The sequence below is a fragment of the Micromonospora sp. NPDC047521 genome (assembly GCF_055587305.1).
Genome location: NZ_JBVJGN010000001.1, coordinates 98,898 through 121,029 on the forward strand (window position 1 = coordinate 98,898; position 22,132 = coordinate 121,029).

A 22,132-nucleotide genomic window follows, 5' to 3' on the forward strand; every position below is an offset into this window, starting at 1 on the left:
TCAGCGGGGCGGCAGGGTGAGGGTCACCGCGACCGGCAGGTGGTCGCTGGCCGTGCCGCGCGGCGCGACAGGCGCGGAGGCGGTCAGGCCGGGCGACACGAAGACGTGGTCGATCTGTTGCCGCGGGTCGTCGGCGGGGCTGGTGGCAAGCGGTCGGGCACTGCTCAACGCGTCCACCAGACCGGCGGCCGTGAACTGCCCGAACGCCTCGTCGCCCGGCTCGGTGTTCAGGTCACCCGCCACCACCAGGGGACGGCCGGCCGCGTACGCGGTGGCGAAGTCTGCCACCGCGCGGGCCTGGACCACAGGCCCTTCATCCGGCGGCGGTTGCAGGTGGGTGCTGACCACGGCGGTACGCACGCCGTCGCCGAGGTCCAGGGTGACGGCGAGGGCCTGCGCCCCGGTGGGTGCGCCGACGGCCGGCAGTGGCAGGGTCCGCGGGTCGGTCACCGGCCACCTGCTGAGCACCGCGTCGCCCCAGACGGGATCGGCGGCCGGCCCGAAGACGTACGGCATGCCGAGCCGGTCGGACAGCAGGTCCAGGGTGTCGTGGCCGCCGTTGAGCAGCCACGCCCGGTCCACCTCGCTGAGCAGTACGACGTCGGGCCGCTGCCGCTCGATGGCGCCGGTGAGGCCGGCCAGGTCGAACCGGCCGTCCAGCCCGAAGCCCATCCGGATGTTGTACGCCACAACTGTCAGCCGCTGCGGCGGGCCGTCCCGGTTGCTGGCCACCGGCAGTTCGTCGGCGAGCACGGGGGCCAGCAGGGCGACCGCGGTGACCACCGACGTGGTCCGCAGCGCCGGGAACGGCCCCGCGACCCGGGGTGTGCTGGGGTGTGCGGCGAACGCCACCACGGCGACCAGTCCGGCGACCACCACCGGCACCGCCGCGTTGGGGTAGCCGAGGTCGTAGGCGGAGTAGTAGCCGACCGCCCCGAGGACGAAGACGAGCATCCCGGCGGCCGCCGCGTACCCCCGGCGGGCCGCCGACCGCGCGTCCTCGGCGTCGGCGCTGGTGTCGTCCCGACCGGCGTCGTCGGTCAGGGCCAGGCAGGCGCCGAGACCGCCGGCCGCGAGACCGACCGCCACGAGCAGCAGGTCGCCCCGGTCGAGGGCGAAGAGCACCGCGCCGGCCAGCAACGCCACCGGGCCGAGCAGCCGACCCCACCGGCGGGGTGGCGCGGTCAGCGCCGCGAGGAGGAACACGGCGACCGCGACCGGCACCGGGGCCATCCCGAACAGCGGAGAACGGGCCACCCCGTCCCCACCGGCCAGGTACGACATCCCGGTCTGGGCGAGCGCCGGCGCGAGAGCCACCATCCCGGCCAGCAGCAGCGCCGGCCCGGTCAACAGCCAGGCCCGCGCCCCTCGGGGGCCGACCGGCGGGGTGGGCCGCGTCGTGCCGAGCAGGAACAGCGTCACCGCCCCGGCACTGAGCAGCCACGCCACCCAGCCGCCGCGCCAGACGAGGTCGTAGGTGTCGAGCACCGCGTGGACGGCCGCGTTGACGGCCAGGCCCAGCGCCACACCCGGCACCGGCCGGTCCGTGCCGGCGGCGACGCCGACCAGCCACACCAGTCCGGCGAGCAGGCCGGCGGTGGCCACCCAGAGCTGCGTACGCCCGCCGGGGGTGGCGGTGAGCGCGAGGCGGGCGCCGGCAAGCGCTACGGCTGCGGCGACGGTGACCGGGCGGGAACCCAGGCGGCGGACGACGGCCGGCGCGGCCAGCGCCAGGACGAACCAGCCGAGGGCGAAGGCGCCCATCAGCTCGGCAGGGGTGGACGCGGCCTGGCCGAAGATGGTGATGATGCCGGGCAGCCACACCCGCAGCACGTCGATGAGCAGGAGAACGCCGAGCGCGAGCGACGCGGTGGCGAATTGGCGGTAGCGCACCGGCGCCCCATTTCCCGTCGGCGGGCCGGCGGAGGGGGCCGGCACGGCGATTCTGCGCGTACCCGCCGGTCCGGTCAACGGGGGACCGTACGCCGAAAGGGCGCCCACCACACGGGTGGACGCCCTTTCGGGAGGGTCGGTCAGCGCTTGCTGGCCGCCTTCTTGGCCGGAGCCTTCTTCGCGGGCGCCTTCTTGGCCGCCGTGCTCTTGCTGGCCGACGCGGTGGTCTTCTTCGCCGCGCTGGACTTGGTGGCCGCGGTGGTCTTCTTCGCCGCCGTGGTCTTCTTGCTGGCGGCCGTCTTGGTCGCCGTGGTGCTCTTGCTCGCCTTGGCCGGGGCGGTCTTCTTGCTGGCGGCGGTCTTGGTCGCCGTCGCGGTCTTGCTCGCCTTGGCCGGGGCGGTCTTCTTGCTGGCCGCCTTGGCGGCGGTGGCCTTGGTGCCCGTCGCCTTGGCGCCGGCGGTCTTCGCCGTCGTCGCGGCGGCGGTCTTCTTCACCGCTGCCGTGGCCTTCGGCACCTTGCCGCTGGCCACCATCTCCTTGAACCCGGCGCCGGGGCGGAAGGTCGGCACGGAGGTCTTCTTGACCTTCACCGCCTCGCCGGTACGCGGGTTGCGCGCTGTTCGCGCGCCACGCACACGCTTTTCGAATGCTCCGAATCCGGTGATCGCCACCTTCTCGCCCTTGGTGACCGCCGCCTGGACCTCGGTGAGGACCGCGTCGAGCGCGGCCGTCGCCATCTTCCGGTCCCCCAGGCGAACGGCGAGCGCCTCGATGAGCTCGGCCTTGTTCACGACTTCCTCCCGATTGTGCAACTGACTCGACGCGAGCCATTCTGCGCGCACGGTATGCCCTGTGCTGCCGGGACACAAACATTCGGTGGAAAAAAGCCCTTGTGTCGTAACGGATTCGCCCCCACCGGTTGGACCGGTGGGGGCGAAATCGGCTGTGCGGGAGGACGTACGGCTATGCCACAGAGGGCAGGAACGGCAGTCGACGCGCCTCGTACGAGTCGATGTCGGCCGCGTTGCGGAGGGTGAGTCCAATGTCGTCCAGACCCTCCAGCAGGCGCCAGCGGCTGAAGTCGTCAAGCGGGAACGACCAGTTCGCGTCGGCCGCGCGGAGCTGGCGGGCGGTCAGGTCGACGGTCACCTGGGTGGTCGGGTCGGCCTCGACGAGGTCCCACAATTCTTCGACGGCTTTCAATTCCAACTCGACCGGCAACAGCCCTTCCTTGAGGGCGTTGCCCCGGAAGATGTCGCCGAAGCGGGGGGCCACGACCGCGCGGAAGCCCCAGTCCCGCAGCGCCCAGACGGCGTGCTCCCGAGAAGATCCGGTGCCGAACTCCGGCCCGGCGATGAGGATCGACGCCCCGGAATAGGATTCATCGTTGAGCACGAATGCGGGGTCTTCCCGCCACGCGCTGAACAGCCCGTCAGCGAAACCGGTCCGCGTCACCCGCTTGAGGTACACGGCCGGGATGATCTGGTCGGTGTCCACGTTGGATCGCCGCAGCGGCACTGCCGTACCGGTGTGGGTGGTGAACTTGTCCATCTCAAGTCCCTTCTACAGGTCGGCGGGGGCGGCCAGCCGACCGACCACTGCGGTGGCGGCGGCGACCGGCGGGGAGACCAGGTGCGTACGCCCGCCCCGGCCCTGCCGGCCCTCGAAGTTGCGGTTGGAGGTGGACGCGGAGCGCTCGCCGGGCTTGAGCGTGTCGGGGTTCATGCCCAGGCACATCGAGCAGCCGGCGAACCGCCACTCGGCCCCGGCGTCGGCGAAGACCTTGTCCAGCCCCTCGGCCTCGGCGGCCTCGCGGACGGCGGCGGAGCCGGGCACCACGAGCATCCGGACCCCGTCGGCGACCCGGTGGCCGCGCAGCACGTCGGCGGCGGCCCGCAGGTCCTCCAGGCGGCCGTTGGTGCAGGAGCCCACGAAGACCACGTCGATCGGCAGCTCCCGCAGCGGGGTGCCGGGGCGCAGGTCCATGTACTCCAGGGCCCGGCGGGCCGCGGTGCGCTCCGAGTCGGTGGTGAACTCCTCCGGGTCGGGCACCGGCGCGCTCAGCGGCGAGCCCTGCCCGGGGTTGGTGCCCCAGGTGACGAACGGCGTGACCCGGCTCGCGTCCAGGGTCACCTCGGCGTCGAAGCGCGCGCCCTCGTCGGTGGGCAGCGTCCGCCACCAGGCCAGCGCCGCGTCCCAGTCCGCGCCCTGCGGCGCGTTGGGCCGACCCTTGAGGTACGCGAAGGTGGTCTCGTCCGGCGCGATCATGCCGGCCTTGGCGCCCCACTCGATGGACATGTTGGCGATCGTCATCCGCCCCTCCATGGAGAGGGCCCGGATCGCCTCGCCGCGGTACTCGACGATGTGCCCACGACCGCCACCGGTGCCGACCTGCGCGATCAGCGCGAGCACCAGGTCCTTGGCGGTGACGCCGGGAGCGAGGCGGCCTGTGACGTTGACGGCCATCGTCTTCGGCCGGCTCTGCGGCAGCGTCTGGGTGGCCAGCACGTGCTCCACCTCGCTGGTGCCGATGCCGAAGGCGAGCGCGCCGAACGCGCCGTGGGTGGCGGTGTGCGAGTCGCCGCAGACGATCGTCATGCCCGGCTGGGTGAGCCCGAGCTGCGGGCCGATGACGTGCACGATGCCCTGGTTGTCGTCGCCGAGGGGGTGCAGTCGCACGCCGAACTCGGCGCAGTTGCGGCGCAGCGTCTCGATCTGCGTCCGCGACGTGGGGTCCGCGATGGTGAGCAGGTCACCACGGCGGGACCGGAACGCCGGATCGGCGTACCCGGTCGGGGTGTTGTGGTCCTCGGTCGCGAGCGTCAGGTCGGTACGGCGCACCCGGCGCCCGGCGAGCCGGAGCCCGTCGAACGCCTGCGGGCTGGTCACCTCGTGCAGCAGGTGCAGGTCGATGAAGAGCAGGTCCGGCTCACCAGCGGCGGACCGTACGACGTGCGCGTCCCAGACCTTCTCGGCCAGGGTCCTCGGCTCAGGAGTGACTCCCACCATCTGGACATCCTAAATTCTGGGAGGTAAGTTTCGGCTTGTGGGACACAGTATGAGCGGTGTCGGCGTTCTCGACAAGGCGGTGGTCATCCTGGCCGCCTGCGTCGACGGCGCCAGCCTTGCCGAACTTGTTGACCGGACGAAGCTGCCCCGGGCCACCGCGCACCGGCTGGCGCAGGCGCTGGAGATCCACCGGATGCTGGTCCGGGACACCCAGGGCCGCTGGCGCCCCGGCCCCCGGCTCGGCGAGCTGGCCAACGCCGCCCCGGACGTCCTGCTGACCGCCGCCGAGCCGCTGCTGGCCGCGCTGCGCGACGCCACCGGGGAGAGCGCCCAGCTGTATCTGCGCCGCGCGGACGAGCGGATCTGCGTGGCCGCCGCGGAGCGGGCCAGTGGCCTGCGGGACACCGTCCCGGTCGGCTCGGTGCTGCCGATGACCGCCGGCTCGGCGGCCCAGATCCTGCTCGCCTGGGAGCCCCCGGAGGCGGTCATGCCTCTGCTGCCGCGCAGCAAGTTCACCGGCCGCACCCTGGCCGAGGTACGCCGCCGCGGCTGGGCCCAGAGCGTCGCGGAACGGGAGGCCGGTGTGGCGAGCGTCTCCGCCCCGATCCGCGACCGCACCGGCAGGGTGATCGCCTCGGTGAGCATCTCCGGCCCCATCGAGCGCCTCGGCCGTCGCCCCGGCGAACGCCACGCCATGGCGGTCGTCCGAGCCGGCCAACGCCTCTCCGGCCTCTGACCCCCCCCCGGCCCACACGGCCCACGCCCCCAGCCCGGGTGATCAAGAGGTCCGCGTCACGGCACGCCGGAAGCGGTGACGCAAAGCTCTTGATCACCGACGCCAAAAGGGCGTGGGTACGGGAAAGGCTCACCTCGCGCAGCGAGGTGAGCCTTTTGGTTGTAGCCCCGACCGGATTCGAACCGGCGCTACCGCCTTGAGAGGGCGGCGTCCTGGGCCGCTAGACGACGGGGCCAGAACTTCTTCCGTTCACCGCCCTCGCGGGCGGTGCGGCAGTAGTCTAGCGGCACCATCACCGGCGGCGAGCACGGGGTGGGGGCCGCCCGGCGGACCTGCGGCGGACACGAAACAGCCCGCCTCACCAGGTGAGACGGGCCGTGCACGATGTAGCCCCGACCGGATTCGAACCGGCGCTACCGCCTTGAGAGGGCGGCGTCCTGGGCCGCTAGACGACGGGGCCAGAACCACTTCTCGCTCCCCCACCCTCGCGGGCGGAGGAGCTGCACTCTACCAGAGGCCACGCTCCGCCCCCTCAGGGGCGGAGCGGAACTCCGTCAGAATCCAGCGTCCGGAATTCTCGCGAATTCCGACTGCGCTGGGGTACCAGGACTCGAACCTAGACTAACTGAACCAGAATCAGTCGGGCTGCCAATTACCCCATACCCCATTGGCCCCTTGCGGCGCCGGGAGTGAACTTTACCCTCCCGGTGCCGGCAGGCCAAATCCGATCCCCCCGAACCGCCCATGAGCTGCGGAAACAGGGGCAACCAGCGGATCAGGCGACAGGGACCACCGGGTTGCTCAGCTCGCCGATGCCCTCGATCCGCACGGTGACGGTATCCCCCTCAACGAGAGGGCTAACCCCCGCCGGCGTGCCGGTGAGCACCACGTCGCCGGGCAGCAGCGTCATCACGTGCGAGATGTACGACACCAGCCCCGGTACGTCGAAGACCATGTCCTTCGTCCGGCCGAGCTGGCGTACCTCCATCTCGTCCGGGTTGCGGCCCACCTCGCACCGGATCTCCAGGTCGGAGACGTCCAGGCCGGTGGTGATCCACGGGCCGATCGGGCAGAACGAGTCGAAGCCCTTGGCCCGGGTCCACTGCCCGTCCGAGCGCTGCAGGTCCCGGGCGGTCACGTCGTTGGCGCAGGTGTAGCCGAAGATGGCGCGTTCGGCGGCGGCCCGGTCGGCCCGGCGCGCGCCGGGAGCACCGATCACCACAGCCAGCTCGGCCTCGTGCTCGACCTGCTTGGAGAAGATCGGCAGCCTGATGGCGTCCCGGGGGCCGATCACCGAGGTGGACGGCTTGAGGAAGAGCAACGGCTCCTTGGGCACGTCGTTGCCGAGTTCGGCGGCGTGGTCGGCGTAGTTGCGACCCACGCAGACCACCTTGCTGGGCAGGATCGGCGAGAGCAGTCGGACGTCGGAGAGGGCCCACCGGGCCCCGCTGAAGGAGAGTTTGCCGAACGGGTGACCCTCGATCTCGGCGATGGTCAGGCCCTGCGGCCCGGCCTCCGGCTCGCCTTCGACGGCCCCGAACGACATTCCCTTGGCATGAGCGAAACGAGCGATACGCACCCGGCCAATCTAGCCCCGCGGACCCGTCCACCGGCCAGTACGGGCCGGTCGGTGTGCGCAAGCTGTCAGCGCGCGGCACCCTACCCGAGGCGCTGGTGACGGGGGCGGACTTCCGCACTTCGTACCCGCACGGAGGCGACCCGCCCCTAGCGTCGGCTCCGGAGGTTCGTTCGTATGCCTGCATCGACACGACACCACAGAGCCCTCGCAGTGTTCGTGCACTGCCTCGGCATCCTCGCCGCCGTGCCGGCCCTGCCGTCGGCGGCACCGGAGGAGGCGGCAGCCGCGCCCCGGCCACCGACGGCGGTGGCCGCACGGGCGAGCGCGGAGCCCACCCCGCCCTCGGCACCGCCGGCGGTGGCCCCACCGTCGCCGACACCGGCGGCGAGGCTTCCGCAGCCGGTCACCGTGGCGGTGGCCCCGGAGAGCAGTCCGGCGCCGCGCTACCGGATCCAGGTCCGCAACGTGGGCAACTCGCCCATCGAGACCACGGTCCGCCAGGGGCTGCCGCCCGGCGCGTCGGCCACCGCGATCACCGCGGGCGGTCGATCCTCAGGCGTGGGAGGTTCCACAACCGAGGTGACCTGGCGTTTGCGGCTGCCCGCGCACAGCACCACGACCCTGGGCACCGCGCTCACCGCCACCGCGCCCGGTCAGGCGCTCACCGCACCGGCGTGCGCGTTCACCAGCGACGGCAGCCGCCCGTACGACTGCGCCACCGCCACCTGGCAGGGCGCGGCGACGCCGGCCGAGGTCACCGAGGCCCCGGCCTGGCGGCGGTACCCGGTTCTGCTCGCCGGGCTGGCCGTCCTGCTGCTGCTCGCCGCCGGCGGGGTCTGGCTGTGGCGTCGGCGGCGCGGGCGGCGCAGGGTCACCGCCGCCGCGCTGGCCGGCGGCGCCGGACCCGACGGCGGAAGCGGAACGATCTACCCGCGCCCGGCCGCCCCGAGCGCGCCGAGGCGGCGGCGTACCCCTCCGGTCTGGTTGATTGTCGGTGCGGCAGTGGCCGTGCTGGCAGGTGTGGTCGGCACGGCGGGCTGGACGGCGACCCGACGGGTGGCGGCGATCGACACCCAGAAGCAGCCGACAAGCGGCGCGTGGCGGGGCACGGGCGTCTCCGGGCCGATGGGTGTGCCGCTGCGGGAGTCGGCGTTCGAGTTCACCGTGTACCGGATGACCTGCGGATCGCCCGGCACCGCCGGGTCGACCGACGGCGGCGGCGCGGCTCCGGCCTCCGGGCGGCGCTGCCAGGCCACCGTGGGGGTGCGCAACCTCACCGGCGACCAGCAGCCCTGGCACGGCCAGCTGCAACGGGCGTACCTGCCGGGCGGGCGCTGGGTCAGCATCGACGAGTCGGCCACCCGGTCGGCGAACCTGGGTCGGGACGTCTTCGCCGCTCCGGTGGCCGCCGGCAGCAGGGTGGTGCTGCCGCTGGTCTTCACCGTCGACGGGCGGGAGCCGCCCCGGCAGCTGGAGCTGCGCAGCGGGGTGTTCTCCGCAGGCGTCCGGGTGGACATGCCCTGACCGGCGGGCGGGCGGCGGTCGTACCCTGGGGTCCGTGACCGCCGCCCTCGCCCCCGCCGTGCTCGACGTGGCGGCCTGGCAGGCCCGCCGCCAGGCACACGAGGAGCGGGTCGACGTGTGGCTCACCCCGCACCTGGCCCGTCGCCGGCGGGGTGAGCGGCATCCGGTGGCCGACTTCCTGTTCACCTACTACTCGCACCGCCCGGCCCAGCTGCGTCGCTGGCACCCCGGCGCGGGGGTCGAGCTGCGGGGCGCCGACCCGGCCGGGTTCGGCAGGGACTACCGCGCCACCGCCGCCGGGGTCACCCTCGACACCGACGGGGTACGCGCGCGGCGCGGCGAGTCGATCGCCTGGATCCGCTCGCTGCTGACGGCCACCGCCGGGCGGGCGCCGCACTTCGGCTGCTTCGGGATGCACGAGTGGGCGATGGTCTACCGGCAGACCCACGAGGAACTGCGGCACAACGCGTGGCCGTTGCGGCTGACCCCGGAGCGGACGGCCGCCGTTGTCGAGGAGCGGGGTGTGCGGTGCAGCCACTTCGACGCGTACCGCTTCTTCACCCCGCCGGCCCGGCCGTTGAACGTCCTCACCCCGACCCGGGAGACGCAGCACGCGCACGAGCAGCCGGGCTGTCTGCACGCCAACATGGATCTGTACAAGTGGGCGTACAAGATGTCGCCGCTGGTGCCGTCCGAGCTGGTCGCGGACTGCTTCGAGCTGGCCCGGGACATCCGCACGTTGGACATGCGGGCCAGCCCGTACGACCTGGCGGCGCTTGGTTGTCCACCGGTGCCTGTGGAGACCCCTGAGGGTCGCGCGGAGTACGCGGTGGCGCAGCGCGGGTTCGCCGAGCGGGCGGCGGTGCTGCGCGACCGGCTGCTCGCCGCCGTACCGGCCTGACCGGGAGGGCGTCGCTCAGCCGGTCGGGCGGGTACGCAGCCCGTTGAGGAGCAGCGCGACCACGGCCTCCAGGTCGTCGTCGAGGCCCGGTTCGCTCCACTCGGCCCGGTGTGACGGGTGGTGGAAACGGGCTGTGGCCTGGAGCAGCGCCCGCCCGGCCACTGCCGCGTCGGGCACGCTGAAGTCGCCGGCAGCCACCCCGTCCGCGACGATGACGGCGAGCTGACCGGCGAGCACCTCCAGGTGGTTCGCGACGGCGCCCTCGGAGAGGGTGGCGAGCTGGTGGAAGTTGTCGAACAGCTCGGGGTCCTCCCGGGCGATCCGGCGTTTGGTGCCGCTCAGCTCGGCCAGCCACCGGCGCAGCCGCTGCGGGGCCGGTTCCGGGCTGGTGGCCACCTCGATCAGCGGGGTGGAGATCCGGGCCAGCCAGCGTTCGGCGACCGCCTCGCGCAGCGCCGCCTTACTGGCGAAGTGCCGGTAGACACTGCCGTGGCTGACGCTCAGCGCACGGGCCACGTCCAGGACGGTGGCCTTGGCCGGCCCGTACCGGCGCAGCACCTCCTCGGCGGTGTCGAGGATGCGGTCGGCGGTCAGGGCGGTGGCGTCGCTCATCGGTCCAGCCTCCCTGACGGCGTGGCCGGCCGTGGCGCGGCCCCCGGCCGGCCGTCGCGCCACGGCCGGGCGGTCATGCGCGCTCGCTGTCCAGGAACGCCATCTGCGCCTCGTCGTACCGGCTGCCGGCCGCCGCGCCGGCGGGGACGGCGGCTTCGATGGCGGCCAGGTCCGCGTCGGTGAGGGTGACCGTCGCGGCGCCAAGCGCCTCGGTGAGCCGCTCCCGGCGGCGGGCGCCGATCAGCGGCACGATGTTCTCGCCCCGGGCGAGCACCCAGGCGATGGCGATCTGCGCCACTGAGACGCCGCGCGCCTCGGCGATGACGCGCAGCGCGTCCACCAGGGCGAGGTTGCGGTCCAGGTTCGCGCCGGCGAACCGGGGCAGGTGGCTGCGGAAGTCGGTGCCTGTGGTCTGCCGGCCGGCCGTCCAGTGACCGCTGATCAGGCCGCGGGAGAGCACTCCGTACGCGGTGACCCCGACGCCCAGCTCGCGGGCGGTCGGCAGGATCTCGGCCTCCGGGTCGCGGGAGATCAGCGAGTACTCGATCTGGAGGTCGCTGATCGGGTGCACGGCGTGGGCCCGGCGCAGCGTCTGCGCGCTCACCTCGGACAGGCCGATGTGCCGGACGTGGCCGGCCTTGACCAGCTCGGCCAGGGTGCCCACCACCTCCTCGACGGGGACGTCCGGGGAGAGCCGGGCGGGACGGTAGATGTCGACGTGGTCGGTGCCGAGCCGGCGCAGGGTGTAGGCCAGGAAGTTCTTGATCGCGACGGGTCGGAGGTCGCTGCCGTTCCAGCCGCCGTCGACGTCGCGCAGGGCGCCGAACTTCACGCTGATCACGGCGTTGTCCCGGTTGCGGCCGCGCAGCGCGTCGCGCAGCAGCATCTCGTTGTGGCCCATGCCGTAGAAGTCGCCGGTGTCCAGCAGGGTGATGCCGGCGTCCAGGGCGGCGTGGATGGTGGCGATGCTCTCGGCCTCGTCGGCGGCGCCGTAGAGGTCGGACATGCCCATCAGGCCGAGCCCGAGGGCGGAGACGGTGGGGCCTGTCGTGCCGAGGGTGCGGGTGTCCATGGGTCGTTCCTCTCGCCTGGGTGACGTACTCAGCGTACAACGTCCGGATGACAGATTCCAGATTCTGTCACCATGAGACGCCGGTCACCCCGTCACAGAAGGCGATTCGACCTACTCGCCGTCGACGCGGCGGTCGCGTTTGCGCTGGGACTGACGCTTCTTCTCGGCCAGCCGGCGCTCCTTGGCGCCCCGGGACGGGCGGGTCGCCCGGCGGGGCGGCGGCGGGGGCGCGGCGGCCTCCCGCAGCAGCGCCACCATCCGGTCGCGGGCCGCCTCCCGGTTGGCGAGCTGCGCCCGGTGCTCGCTTGCCGCGATCGTCAGCACGCCGTCGACCAGCCGGTTGGCGAGGCGGGCCAGCACCCGGGACCGGATCCAGTCGGGCACGGACGGGGAGTTGGCCACGTCGTAGCTGAGCTCCACCCGGGAGTCGGCGGTGTTCACACCCTGCCCACCCGGCCCGGACGAACGGGAGAAGCGCTCCCGTAGCTCCCCGGCGGGGACGACCCACCGGTCGGTCACCCGCAGCCCATCGTCCACGCCCCGAGGCTAACCCCCGACGAGCCGCCGGAGGTCAGCGGTGCGCGGGTTCACTCTGCGTCGACGACGGGCTGGGCGCCGGGCCGGCTGTCTCGTCGTCGGAGCCGACGGCGGCGTACGCCACGGCGCCGAAGAGAAGCAGCCCGATCACCGCCGCCTTCACGGCGACGCCACGGATCAGCAACCAGGCGCCACGGCGTGCCGTGGGCACCGTTTTCTTCACCGTCTGGTAATCGGCCCACCCGCGTCGCGCCCGGGCGTACGCCGACCCCACCGCACATCCGATTGCCAGGCCCACCAGCAGGAGGACCGCAAGAAGGGGACTCTCCACCTCCGCCAGTATCCATACCGAGCGTGATATTTCCATGGCCCGATCCCTTCGGGCCGGATATCCGACAGTCGCACCCGCCCCACCGGGTGTCCGGGCAGCTCAGCCGCCCTTCCCGATGATCGTGTCGGCGGTCTGCTGCACCTGCTCGATCGGAATGGCGAACCCGATGCCGATCGAGCCGTTGCCGTCGATGGTGGCGATCGCGGTGTTCACCCCGACCACCTCCCCGCGGGCGTTCACCAACGGGCCGCCGGAGTTGCCGGGGTTGATCGACGCGTCAGTCTGCACGGCACTGTGCCGGTTGTTGCCCAGCCGCACCTCGCGGTCCAACGCGCTGACGATGCCGGCGGTGACCGTTCCGGACAGGCCGAGCGGCGAACCCACCGCCAGCACCGGCTCACCGACACGGGTCGCGCCCGGCTTGGCCAGCGGCAACGGGGTGAGCCCGGCCGACGGCGGCACCTTCAGCACCGCCAGGTCGCTGCGAGGCTCCCGGCCGACGACCTCGGCGGCGAACCGGCGACCGTCGGGCAGCTCCACCGTCACCGGCCCGCCACCCCCCTTGGCCAGGATGTGGTCGTTGGTGATCAGGTGCTGCTGGTCGTCCACGGCGAATCCGGAACCCGTCGCGGAGGCGCCGTTCCCACCACCTGCGAGCACCGACACCACCCCGGGCACGGTCCGCTCGGCGGCGGTCACCAGCTCCGCCGGCACCGGGGCCGCCGACGCGGCGGCCGGACCCGCACCGCCGTCCCGGCCGGCGACCACGCCGCCGGCCACCGCACCCGAGACGGTGGACAGCGCCACCACCGCCAGGACGGCGAGGAGGCGGCGCGGTCGCCGCCCGCCCGGGTCCCGACCGTTCCCCGGCGCATCCCACCACCCGCGCCCGTCCCTGTCGAGTTCCGGCGAGATGAACCAGGGACCGCGCGGTTCGCCCAGTCCGGTCTGCACTGCCATGCGTACTCCTCACGGTCGACGTCGGTTGTGCGCGGCGGTCAGGGCAGGCGGGAGAACCAGCGCATCGAGCCGGCGGCGGCTCCCATCGCGAACACCAGTCCGAGGCCGATGAACCGCGCCGAGACGTCCTGCCGCTCGGTGCGGTAGCCGACCGAGCTGCCGATGTCGTCGTAGACGGCCCGCAGCTCGTCGGAGGTGCTGGCCTCGTGGAACATCCCGCCGGTCTCGTCGGCGACGGCACGCAGGGTCTGCCCGTCGACGGGCACCTGGATGGGCCGGCCGCCCCGGTCCACGAACCCGGACGGGGTGCCGAAGGAGATCGCGTGCACCGGCACCTTCGCCGCCACCGCGTCCGCGGCCGCCTCCATCGGGTCCATCCCTGACGTGTTGGCCCCGTCCGAGAGCAGGATGATCCGGGCCGGGGGTGGTTCCTTCGCCGCCTGGCTGTCCAGCCCCTTGACCGCGCCGAGCGAGGTGTTGATGGCCTCGCCGATCGCGGTGCCCTGCACACCGGTGACCCCCTCGGCGAGCCGGTCGATCCCCTCGTCCAGGGCTCCCCGGTCGGTGCCCGGGGGCACTAGGACGGCGGCGCTGCCGGCGAACGCGACGAGGCCCACGTTGAACTCGTCGGGCAGCCCCTCGACGAAGCGGCGGGCCGCCTGCTTGGCCGCCGCCAGCCGGTCCGGATCCACGTCGGTGGCGAGCATGGACGTGGACACGTCGACGGCCACCATCACCGTGGCCCGTTCCCGGGGCACCCGGACCTCGGCTGTGGGTCGCGCGAAACCGACGACGAGCAGCGCCAGCATGGCCAGGAACAGGCCCGCCGGTACGTGCCGGCGCCAGGCCGGTCGTTGCGGCGCCACCCGGTCCAGCAGCCGCAGGTTGGTGAAGCGGACCGCGTACCGGCTGCGCCGCCGCTGCATGACCAGGTACGCGACGACCAGGGCGAGAACGCCGAGCAGCAGCCAGAGCCGCAGCGGCGACTGCCAGATCACGCGGCGCCTCCCCGGGTCCCGGCGGGCGCCGCGGCCAGCCGACGTTGGGCGTGCACGTGCCGGACGATGTCCGCGCTCCAGTCCCTGTCGGTCCGCAGCGCCAGGTGGCTGGCCCCGCTGCGGCGCAGCGCCTGGCGTACCTGGTCACGCTGGGCCTCGGCCGCCGCCGCGTACCGCTCGCGCAGCCCACGGTCCGATGTGCACACCTCGCGGTGGCGGCCGGTCTCCGGATCGACGAGCGTGATGATGCCGACGTCGGGCAGCTCCAGCTCGCGCGGGTCGGTCACCTCGATCGCCAGCACCTGGTGCCGGGCGGTGAGCCGGCGCAGGGTCCGTTCCCAGGGCGGCTGCTCGGCGGGATCGTCGGGCAGACCGTCGAGGAAGTCCGAGACCACCACGACCAGGCCCCGCCGGTTGGCGACCCGGTGCAGCGCGTCGAGCCCGTCCACCAGCTCCGGCGGCGCCGACGGCCCCCGCGCCGACCGGTCGGTGGGCGCGGTGGCACGCGGGGCGGCGAGCAGCGCGCGCAGCAGACCGAGCAGATGGGTACGCCCGCTGCGGGCCGGGAACCGGCGCACCCCGTCAGCGCCCAACACCTGCGCGCCGAGGCGGTTGCCGACACCTGCGGTCAGGAAACCGATCGCGGCGACCGCCGCCACGGCCAGCTCGCGCTTGTCCAACTCGGCGGTGCCGAACTCCATGCTGGCGCTGGCGTCGACAAGGAGCCAGGTGGTCAGCTCCCGATCGGCGTCGACCTGCCGTACGTGCGGCACCGTGGTCCGGGCGGTCACCGCCCAGTCCATCCGGCGGACCTCGTCCTCGCCCGGCCGGTACTCCCGGCTGCCGGCGGGTTCGCTGCCCGGGCCCGGCAGCAGGCCACGGTACTGGCCGTGCAGGAGACCGTTCAGCCGGCGGGTGACCGTCATTTCCAGGCGGCGCAGCCGCTGGTCAGGTGCCAGCTCCACCAACCCCGGGTCGGCCGACGCGACAGCCGCGCGTCTCATGCCGCCGCCAGGTCGGGGGCCTGCTGCGGATGGCCGTGGGCGAGCCGGGGCGGTGGGACGGCCTCGACCAGTCGCCGGACCACACTCTCGGCCGACACCCCGTCGGCCACCGCGTCGAAGGAGAGCACCAGCCGGTGGGCGAGCACGTCCACGGCCAGCTCACGGATGTCCTCGGGCAGCACGTACTCCCGTCCCCGCAGCAGCGCCTGCGCCCGGGCGGCCGCGACCAGGCCGAGGGTGGCCCGGGGGCTGGCGCCGTACGCAAGCATCGGCGCGATCTCCGCCAGGCCGAAGCGCCCCGGGTCACGGGTGGCGAGGATGAGCCGGACCACGTACTCGGCCAGGGCGTGGTGGACGAACACCCGTTCCGCCTGGGCCTGGAGGTCACGCAGCCGCTGCGCGTCGAGCACCCGGCGCGGGGTCGGCCGGTCGGTGCTCATCCGGTAGAGGATCGCCAGCTCGTCGGCGTCGCTGGGATAGTCGACGACCACCTTCATCAGGAACCTGTCGCGCTGCGCCTCGGGGAGCTGGTAGACCCCCTCGGACTCGATCGGGTTCTGGGTGGCCAACACCAGGAACGGGGCCGGGACCGGCCAGCTGCGCCCGCCGATGGAGACCTGCCGCTCGGCCATGGCCTCCAGCAGCGCCGACTGGACCTTTGCCGGGGCGCGGTTGATCTCGTCGGCGAGCACCAGGTTCGCCATGATCGGGCCCAGCTCGATGTCGAAGGTCTCCTTGGAGGCCCGGTAGATCCGGGTACCGACGATGTCGGAGGGGACCAGGTCGGGCGTGAACTGGATCCGCGAGAAGGTGCCGCCGACCACTGTGGCGAGGGTCTGCGCGGCAAGCGTCTTGGCCACGCCGGGAACCCCCTCCAGGAGGCAGTGCCCGTTGGCGACAAGTGCGGTGAGCAGTCGTTCGACGAGCCGATCCTGCCCGACGATCACGCGTTTGACCTCGAAGAGGGTCTGTTCCAGCTCGACGCCGGTCGGCTCTGGATCGACCGGGCTGGGCATGCTGGCCAGGGTGTCCGAGATGTCCGTCACGGTGCTTGCTTCCCGTGGCGGGGGGCCGGCAAACGTCGGATTGTGAGCGCCGGACGGGCCCGTTGCGGCCCGGACGGGGATGAGCCGCCCGGACGGGGTACGAGCGGCACGAGTCGGTCAGCGGGGGCAGACGGGTCGCAAGAGGGCTCGGCCGGCACGAGCAACCGGCGATATGCCCATGCACCCGGCGTCCGCGATCATCAGAAGCGATCCGGCCCCCGCGTGCGGGACGCGGGGGCCGGATCAGTTCGGTCAGGCGGTGTGGACGACCAAGTGGAACCCGAGGTCGGTAGGTGTTCCGGCCGAGTTGCGGGTCTGCACGAAGACCGCGTTCGGCGTGCTGAGCCGGGGCGCGACCGAGATCTCGCCGGCCGGCGGGATGCAGCACGCGTCAGCGCGGCCGACGGTGGCCACGTAGACGCTGTTCGAGACGGTGAAACCGAACTGGACCTCGTACTGGCCGACGCCGTACTTGATCACGGTGCCGGTGCCCCGCGCCCTCGTGCCGTTGGAGTTGACGACGATCGTGGTGGTGGTGGCGACGAGTGTCGTGTTGGCCTTCAGCGCGGCCTTCGCCAGGCGTGCCGACTCCGCCGTCACCGGCGGCTGGGCGTTCGTGCCGCGCGCCGCTGGCTGGACGGCCTCCTGCGGCGCCTTGGCCGACGCCTGCGCGGCGGCGATCCCACCCCCGGCCAGGGTCAGCGCCAGAACGGCGAACGTGACCGCCGCCGCCTTACGTCGGAAGAATGTGCTCATGACAGGTCCCCCTTGTGTGACCGTGCGAATTCGGCCGACCCGCGGGGCGGGACGGATGATTGCCTGAAAATAGGGTCACGACCATTACGGGATTGGGTTCTTCTGCGATCTGCATCCCGCCTGAGCTGGAGTTACTACTCAGAGTGGCGTCGTTTAGGCCAGATGGAACGTAGCACCGTAAAAAGCCGACCGTCAATAGTTGATCTCACTTTGACGCACTGTCGGTCAGCCGTCAGTCAATTGTGAAATGTGAGCGCAGAAACATTCACAAAATGCGCCGGGGGGTCCCGCTACGCTGACCGCCATGCTCGTGGACACCCCGGCCGCGCCGATCCGACGCCGCTCCCGGCGGGTCGGCACCGTTCTCAGCTGGTTGGCGGTCGGCCCGGTGGCCGCCTGGGCCGCTGTCCGGCTCGCCGGCCTCGACCGGGGGCCGCTGGTGCAGGCTCTCGCCTTCACCCCGTACGCCGCGGGATGGAGCGTGCTGGCCCTCGCCGCCGCCCTCGCCCTGCGGCGCTGGTGGCCGGCGGCGGTCGCGGCACTGGCAGCCGTGACGCTGCTCGGCCTGGTCGTGCCCCGGGCACTGCCCACCCCGCAGCCGGCGGCGGCCGGGCCCACCCTGCGGCTGCTCACCGCGAACCTGCTCGCCGGCGCCGCCGACGCCCGGACCCTCGTCGACCTGGTCCGGACCCGGCAGGTCGACGTGCTCACCGTGCAGGAGTTCACCCCGGACGCGCAGGCCGCCCTGGACCGGCTCGGCCTCGACCGCCTGCTGCCCTACCGGAACCTCAACGCCCAGGTGGGCACCCCCGGCTCGGGGCTCTACGCCCGCTGGCCGATCAGCGACGCCGGCATCCGCACCAACAGGCGCGGCTGGGGCTTCACCCAGGCGTACGGCACCCTGACCGTCCCCGGCGCACCCCCGGTACGCGTCGAGTCGGCCCACCCCTCCGCGCCGTACGCGCTGGACCAGGTGGGCGCCTGGCGAACCGACCTGACCGCCCAGCCACCGGCCACCGGGGACGGTGAGCTGCGCATCCTCGCCGGGGACTTCAACGCCACCCTCGACCACAGCCCACTGCGTGCCCTGCTGCGCACCGGCTACGTGGACGCCGCCGACGCCACAGGCGCGGGGCTCACCGGCACCTGGGGCCCGTACGACGGTGATCTCATCCCCCCGGTCACCATCGACCACGTCCTGGTCGACAGCCGCATCGCCGTTGGCTCGGTGCGGGTGCACGACCTCCCCGGCAGCGACCACCGCCCCGTCCTGGCCACCCTCACGCTCCCCGCCCGCTGACCGCCCCGCCCGCCCGGTGGGGCGGGCGGGGAGAGGGGTCAGACGCGGGTCGGGGACAGTCCGTAGGTCAGGGCGTCCACCAGGGCGTGCCAGCTCGCCTCCACCACGTTGGGGTGGACCCCCACCGTGGTCCAGTCCCGGCCGTCGCTGTCGGCGGTCTCCAGAAGGACCCGGGTGACCGCGCCGGTGCCGTGGCTGCCCTCCAGGATGCGCACCTTGTAGTCGGCCAGCTCGAAGTCGCGCAACTGCGGGTAGTGCCGGGCCAGCCCCACCCGCAGCGCCTCGTCGAGGGCGTTGACCGGGCCGTTGCCCTCGGCGGTGGCGATCACCCGCTCGCCGCGTACCCGAATCTTCACGGTGGCCTCGGAGACCACCGCGCCGTCCTCGCGGTGCTCGACGAGCACCCGGTACGACTCCAGGGCGAACGGTCGGGCCGGCCCGCCCTCGGGAAGCTCGGAGCGGACGAGCAGCTCGAACGACGCGTCGGCCGCCTCGAACGACCAGCCGCCGGCCTCCAGCTCCTTGACCCGCCTGGTGACCGCGGTCAGTGCCTCCGGACGGCCGGCCAGGTCAAGGCCGAGTTCCCGACTCTTGAGCTCGACGCTGGCCCGGCCGGCCATCTCGGTCACCAGGATCCGCATGTCGTTGCCCACCACCGACGGGTCCACGTGGTTGTAGAGCAACGGGTCGACCTTGATCGCGCTCGCGTGCAGCCCCGCCTTGTGGGCGAAGGCGGCGGCCCCGGCGTACGCCTGGTGGGTGTCGGGGGCGATGTTGGCGATCTCGGCGATGGCGTGCGAGACCCGCACCATCTGCGCCAGGCAGCCGTCGGGTAGGACGGGCATGCCCAGCTTGAGTTGGAGGTTGGCGACGACGGCGAAGATGTCCGCGTTGCCGGGGCGTTCGCCGTACCCGTTGGCGGTGCCCTGGACGTGGCGCACACCTGCCTCGACGGCGGCGATGGTGTTGGCCACCGCGCAGGAGGTGTCGTTCTGCGCGTGCATACCGAGCAGCCCGGCGTCGATACCGAGCTTGTCGGTGAGGTCGACGATCGCGGCGGTCACCTGGGAGGGCAGCATGCCGCCGTTGGTGTCGCAGAGCACCATGCGTTCCGCGCCGGCGGCGAGCGCGGTCTGCACCACCGCGGCGCCGTACGCCGGGTCGTGCCGGTAGCCGTCGAAGAAGTGCTCACCGTCGACGAAGACCCGACGTCCCTCGGCCACGAGGTGGCTGACGGTGTCGTGGATCATCGCCAGGTTCTCCGCGCCGGTGGTACGCAGAGCGCGCTCGACGTGCCGGATGTCGGCCTTGGCGACCAGGGCGATCGCCGGGGTCTGCGCGTCCAGCAGGCCGCGCACCTGGGGGTCGTCGGCGACGGCGACGCCGGCCTTGCGGGTGGCGCCGAAAGCCACGAGGACGGCGTGCCGCAGGCTCAGTTCGGTGCGCGCCCGGCGGAAGAACTCGGTGTCCTTGGGCACCGCTCCCGGCCAGCCGCCCTCGATGAAGCCGACGCCGAACTCGTCGAGCAGCCGGGCCACCGCCAGCTTGTCGACCACCGAGTAGGTGAGCCCCTCACGCTGGGCGCCGTCGCGCAACGTCGTGTCGTAGACCTGGAACGTCATCAGGATCCTTTCTCGGAGCAACAAAAAGACCTCCCGCGGGTGCGGGAGGTCTGCGCGCTCGGCGGAGGGGAGAGCCGGCGCGCTAGGTCACAATAATCAGGGCGGTGCTGGTCACGACAGCTACTCTGCCACTCCTCCCCCGATTTTGGGAGGGCCTATCCATATCGCGGGATGATCACTGAGCGTGGCTTTCGGGGGCGGCTCGCCCGCCGGTGACCGGCCTCACCGCCCACCTGGCCACCCACGGTGGCACCATGCGTACGCGTGCCGCTATCGAGGAGGACCCGTGCCCACTCTCCGCAACCGCACCGGGGCCTGACCATGGGCCTGGACGCGATAAGGGAAGCCCTGCCGGCGTACGCCAGGGACATCGCGCTCAACCTGGACTCCACCGTCGGCACCTCCACCCTGACTCCGGTACAGGCCTGGGGCACGGCGCTTGCCTGCGCGGTCGCCGCCCGCAACCCGGTGGTGCTGCGCGAGATCGCCGCCGAGGCGCTCGGTCACGTCGGGCCGGACGGTGTCGAGGCGGCCAAGGGCGCCGCCGCCGTCATGGCGATGACCAACACCTACTACCGGGCCAAGCACCTCATCGGCGACGAGCGGTACGCCTCGATCCCCGCCCGCCTGCGGATGCGGATGGTCGCCCGGCCCGGGGTGGACAAGGGCGACTTCAAGCTGTGGTGCCTCGCCGTTTCGGCGATCAACGGCTGCGGGATCTGCCTGGAGTCGCACGAGAAGGCGCTGCGCGACAGCGGCTTCACCCCTGAGCAGGTGAACGAGGCACTGCGGATCTCGGCCGTGGTGCACGCCGCCGCGGTCACCCTCGACGCCGAGGCCGCACTGGCCTGAGCCGGTACGGCCCCGACGCCGCGGTGGGCACGGCGCCGTTTCCGGCCCCCGACCGCCGGGTAGCTCCTGGGGGGAGGCACCGCACCCACCGCCGCCGAGCCGATCGGCGACAGTCAGGAGAACGGCATGGACAGGATCGACAGGCACGCCGCCCACGCCGGGCCGGACCCGCTGCGCGGCGGCGACCAGGGCGCCGTGGCCGGCGGCGCGCCGGCCGGCACCTTCGACCCCTGGCGCTACCGGGACCAGACCGAGGTGGCCGACGCCGACCTGGTCGGCTACAAGGTCGAGGCCAGCGACGGCGGAATCGGCAAGATCGACAGCGCCAGCCACGAGGTGGACGGCAGCTACCTGGTGGTGGACACCGGCCCGTGGATCTTCGGCAAGAAGGTGATGCTGCCGGCGGGCACTGTCAACCAGGTCGACCACGACCAGCGCACCGTCTCCGTGGACCGGACCCGGGACCAGATCAAGGCCGCCCCGGAGTACGACGAGACCAGCCACAGCGACCCGACCTACCGGGACCGGCTGGGCGGCTACTACGACGAGACGTACGGCGCGCTCCCGCCCGGAACCGCGCGCTGACGATCGGACCGACGGCCGGTGGGGGCGGACCCCGCCGGCCGTTACCGTGTCAGCGTGGACGCCATCGACGACAACCGACACATCCCGTTGCCCGCGACCTTCAACTTCCGCGACGTCGGCGGCTACGTCGGCCACGACGGCCGCACCGTACGCCGGGGGCGGCTCTACCGCTCCGACTCCCTGCACCGCCTCGACGAGCAGGACCGCGACGCGTTCGCCGCGATCGGCGTCCGCACCGTCATCGACCTGCGCCGGCCCAGTGAGGTGGAGCGCGACGGTCGGGTGCCCGCGTACCCGGGGCTCACCTACCGGCACATCCACCCGGAGCACGATGACTGGGCCGGCACACCCCACGAGGAGGGCACCGATCTGGCGCGCTACCTCGCGGACCGCTACGCCGACCTGGCCCAGACCGGCACCGCCGGCCTGGCCGAGGCGATCGGACTGATCGCGGACTCCGCGAACGCCCCGGTGGTGGTGCACTGCGTCGCGGGCAAGGACCGCACAGGCATCGTCTGCGCGTTGACGCTCTCCGTGCTGGGCGTGGACGACGCGGACGTCGTCGCGGACTACGCGCTCAGCACCGAGGCGTCGGCCCGGTTCAGTGCCTGGCTGGCCGCGACCTTCCCGGACGCGGGCGAGGTGCCGAAACCGTTCCTTGCCTCGCCCGCCGAGGCGATGCAGATCTTCCTGGACGAGCTGCGCGCGGGCCACGGCTCGGTCGAGGCGTACCTGCGCCACGCCGGGGTGACCGAGGAGCAGCTGGCAGCCCTGCGCGAGCACCTGCTCGACGAGGCCTGACCTGCCACGCTGAC

Annotated in this window: 22 protein-coding genes and 3 tRNA genes; 7 read left to right on the forward strand and 18 right to left on the reverse strand. The window is 72.9% G+C overall.

Going from position 1 to position 22,132, the window contains the following annotated elements; translation table 11 throughout:
• The 4 genes from ACZ6N8_RS00480 to leuC all read right to left on the reverse strand — a co-directional run bounded on the left by ACZ6N8_RS00480 (window position 1) and on the right by leuC (window position 4,902).
• Complete coding sequence (locus tag ACZ6N8_RS00480) at window positions 1-1,893, reverse strand: endonuclease/exonuclease/phosphatase family protein (RefSeq protein WP_466006647.1); 1,893 nt, start codon at window positions 1,891-1,893, stop codon at window positions 1-3.
• A gap of 140 nt (window positions 1,894-2,033) precedes the next feature.
• Window positions 2,034-2,684, reverse strand: a complete 651-nt coding sequence (locus ACZ6N8_RS00485) for an HU family DNA-binding protein (protein WP_466006648.1) — start codon at window positions 2,682-2,684, stop codon at window positions 2,034-2,036.
• A gap of 172 nt (window positions 2,685-2,856) precedes the next feature.
• Window positions 2,857-3,444 carry a 3-isopropylmalate dehydratase small subunit gene (gene leuD, locus ACZ6N8_RS00490; protein WP_364366976.1) on the reverse strand — a complete coding sequence of 196 codons (588 nt, stop codon included), beginning with the start codon at window positions 3,442-3,444 and terminating at the stop codon, window positions 2,857-2,859.
• 12 nt (window positions 3,445-3,456) lie between these two features.
• On the reverse strand, window positions 3,457-4,902 hold the full coding sequence (leuC, locus tag ACZ6N8_RS00495; RefSeq protein ID WP_466006649.1) for a 3-isopropylmalate dehydratase large subunit: 1,446 nt from the start codon (window positions 4,900-4,902) through the stop codon (window positions 3,457-3,459).
• Between the two features lie 49 nt (window positions 4,903-4,951).
• On the opposite strand from leuC, the gene ACZ6N8_RS00500 reads away from it, so the two are divergent.
• Window positions 4,952-5,638: an IclR family transcriptional regulator gene (locus tag ACZ6N8_RS00500; protein WP_110562481.1), complete on the forward strand. Its 687-nt coding sequence runs from the start codon at window positions 4,952-4,954 to the stop codon at window positions 5,636-5,638.
• 162 nt (window positions 5,639-5,800) lie between these two features.
• Here the strand turns inward: ACZ6N8_RS00500 and ACZ6N8_RS00505 are convergent.
• The 4 genes from ACZ6N8_RS00505 to ACZ6N8_RS00520 all read right to left on the reverse strand — a co-directional run bounded on the left by ACZ6N8_RS00505 (window position 5,801) and on the right by ACZ6N8_RS00520 (window position 7,217).
• Window positions 5,801-5,873, reverse strand: a tRNA-Glu gene (locus tag ACZ6N8_RS00505).
• Window positions 5,874-6,025: 152 nt separating this feature from the next.
• Window positions 6,026-6,098: transfer RNA gene (locus tag ACZ6N8_RS00510), tRNA-Glu, on the reverse strand.
• Between the two features lie 135 nt (window positions 6,099-6,233).
• Window positions 6,234-6,305, reverse strand: a tRNA-Gln gene (locus ACZ6N8_RS00515).
• Window positions 6,306-6,413: 108 nt separating this feature from the next.
• Window positions 6,414-7,217, reverse strand: a complete 804-nt coding sequence (locus ACZ6N8_RS00520; protein WP_139585571.1) for a fumarylacetoacetate hydrolase family protein — start codon at window positions 7,215-7,217, stop codon at window positions 6,414-6,416.
• A 174-nt stretch (window positions 7,218-7,391) separates the two neighbouring features.
• On the opposite strand from ACZ6N8_RS00520, the gene ACZ6N8_RS00525 reads away from it, so the two are divergent.
• Window positions 7,392-8,741, forward strand: a complete 1,350-nt coding sequence (locus ACZ6N8_RS00525; RefSeq protein WP_466006650.1) for a hypothetical protein — start codon at window positions 7,392-7,394, stop codon at window positions 8,739-8,741.
• A gap of 34 nt (window positions 8,742-8,775) precedes the next feature.
• On the forward strand, window positions 8,776-9,642 hold the full coding sequence (locus tag ACZ6N8_RS00530; protein ID WP_466006651.1) for a 3-methyladenine DNA glycosylase: 867 nt from the start codon (window positions 8,776-8,778) through the stop codon (window positions 9,640-9,642).
• Window positions 9,643-9,657: 15 nt separating this feature from the next.
• Here ACZ6N8_RS00530 and ACZ6N8_RS00535 read toward each other — a convergent pair whose 3' ends face one another.
• The 9 genes from ACZ6N8_RS00535 to ACZ6N8_RS00575 all read right to left on the reverse strand — a co-directional run bounded on the left by ACZ6N8_RS00535 (window position 9,658) and on the right by ACZ6N8_RS00575 (window position 16,958).
• Window positions 9,658-10,254, reverse strand: coding sequence for a TetR/AcrR family transcriptional regulator (locus tag ACZ6N8_RS00535; RefSeq protein WP_466006652.1), 597 nt, complete (start codon window positions 10,252-10,254; stop codon window positions 9,658-9,660).
• Window positions 10,255-10,327: 73 nt separating this feature from the next.
• The gene (locus tag ACZ6N8_RS00540) at window positions 10,328-11,326 is read right to left on the reverse strand and encodes an aldo/keto reductase (RefSeq protein ID WP_466006653.1); all 999 of its coding nucleotides are present in this window, start codon (window positions 11,324-11,326) and stop codon (window positions 10,328-10,330) included.
• A gap of 111 nt (window positions 11,327-11,437) precedes the next feature.
• The gene (gene arfB / locus ACZ6N8_RS00545; protein WP_357981220.1) at window positions 11,438-11,863 is read right to left on the reverse strand and encodes an alternative ribosome rescue aminoacyl-tRNA hydrolase ArfB; all 426 of its coding nucleotides are present in this window, start codon (window positions 11,861-11,863) and stop codon (window positions 11,438-11,440) included.
• Between the two features lie 34 nt (window positions 11,864-11,897).
• Window positions 11,898-12,074: a hypothetical protein gene (locus tag ACZ6N8_RS00550; RefSeq protein ID WP_466006654.1), complete on the reverse strand. Its 177-nt coding sequence runs from the start codon at window positions 12,072-12,074 to the stop codon at window positions 11,898-11,900.
• A 219-nt stretch (window positions 12,075-12,293) separates the two neighbouring features.
• Window positions 12,294-13,154, reverse strand: a complete 861-nt coding sequence (locus ACZ6N8_RS00555) for a S1C family serine protease (RefSeq protein ID WP_364367000.1) — start codon at window positions 13,152-13,154, stop codon at window positions 12,294-12,296.
• Between the two features lie 38 nt (window positions 13,155-13,192).
• Window positions 13,193-14,152, reverse strand: coding sequence for a VWA domain-containing protein (locus tag ACZ6N8_RS00560; protein ID WP_466006655.1), 960 nt, complete (start codon window positions 14,150-14,152; stop codon window positions 13,193-13,195).
• A complete protein-coding gene (locus tag ACZ6N8_RS00565) occupies window positions 14,149-15,156 on the reverse strand; it encodes a DUF58 domain-containing protein (RefSeq protein ID WP_466006656.1) in 1,008 nt (335 codons plus the stop codon). The genes ACZ6N8_RS00560 and ACZ6N8_RS00565 overlap by 4 nt, the downstream gene beginning before the upstream one ends.
• A complete protein-coding gene (locus ACZ6N8_RS00570) occupies window positions 15,153-16,202 on the reverse strand; it encodes an AAA family ATPase (RefSeq protein WP_364367006.1) in 1,050 nt (349 codons plus the stop codon). Before ACZ6N8_RS00570 ends, ACZ6N8_RS00565 begins: the two co-directional genes overlap by 4 nt.
• A gap of 252 nt (window positions 16,203-16,454) precedes the next feature.
• Complete coding sequence (locus ACZ6N8_RS00575; protein WP_466006657.1) at window positions 16,455-16,958, reverse strand: hypothetical protein; 504 nt, start codon at window positions 16,956-16,958, stop codon at window positions 16,455-16,457.
• Between the two features lie 304 nt (window positions 16,959-17,262).
• Between ACZ6N8_RS00575 and ACZ6N8_RS00580 the strand changes: the two genes are divergently transcribed.
• Complete coding sequence (locus ACZ6N8_RS00580; RefSeq protein ID WP_466006658.1) at window positions 17,263-18,258, forward strand: endonuclease/exonuclease/phosphatase family protein; 996 nt, start codon at window positions 17,263-17,265, stop codon at window positions 18,256-18,258.
• A 38-nt stretch (window positions 18,259-18,296) separates the two neighbouring features.
• Here ACZ6N8_RS00580 and cimA read toward each other — a convergent pair whose 3' ends face one another.
• Complete coding sequence (gene cimA / locus ACZ6N8_RS00585; RefSeq protein ID WP_466006659.1) at window positions 18,297-19,880, reverse strand: citramalate synthase; 1,584 nt, start codon at window positions 19,878-19,880, stop codon at window positions 18,297-18,299.
• A gap of 264 nt (window positions 19,881-20,144) precedes the next feature.
• Here cimA and ahpD point away from each other — a divergent pair, with 264 nt between their 5' ends.
• From ahpD to ACZ6N8_RS00600, 3 genes are all read left to right on the forward strand, one after another.
• A complete protein-coding gene (gene ahpD / locus ACZ6N8_RS00590) occupies window positions 20,145-20,732 on the forward strand; it encodes an alkylhydroperoxidase, AhpD family (protein ID WP_466006660.1) in 588 nt (195 codons plus the stop codon).
• Between the two features lie 126 nt (window positions 20,733-20,858).
• Complete coding sequence (locus ACZ6N8_RS00595; protein ID WP_364367016.1) at window positions 20,859-21,317, forward strand: PRC-barrel domain containing protein; 459 nt, start codon at window positions 20,859-20,861, stop codon at window positions 21,315-21,317.
• 54 nt (window positions 21,318-21,371) lie between these two features.
• Window positions 21,372-22,118, forward strand: a complete 747-nt coding sequence (locus ACZ6N8_RS00600) for a tyrosine-protein phosphatase (protein WP_466006661.1) — start codon at window positions 21,372-21,374, stop codon at window positions 22,116-22,118.
• Window positions 22,119-22,132: the final 14 nt, after the last annotated feature.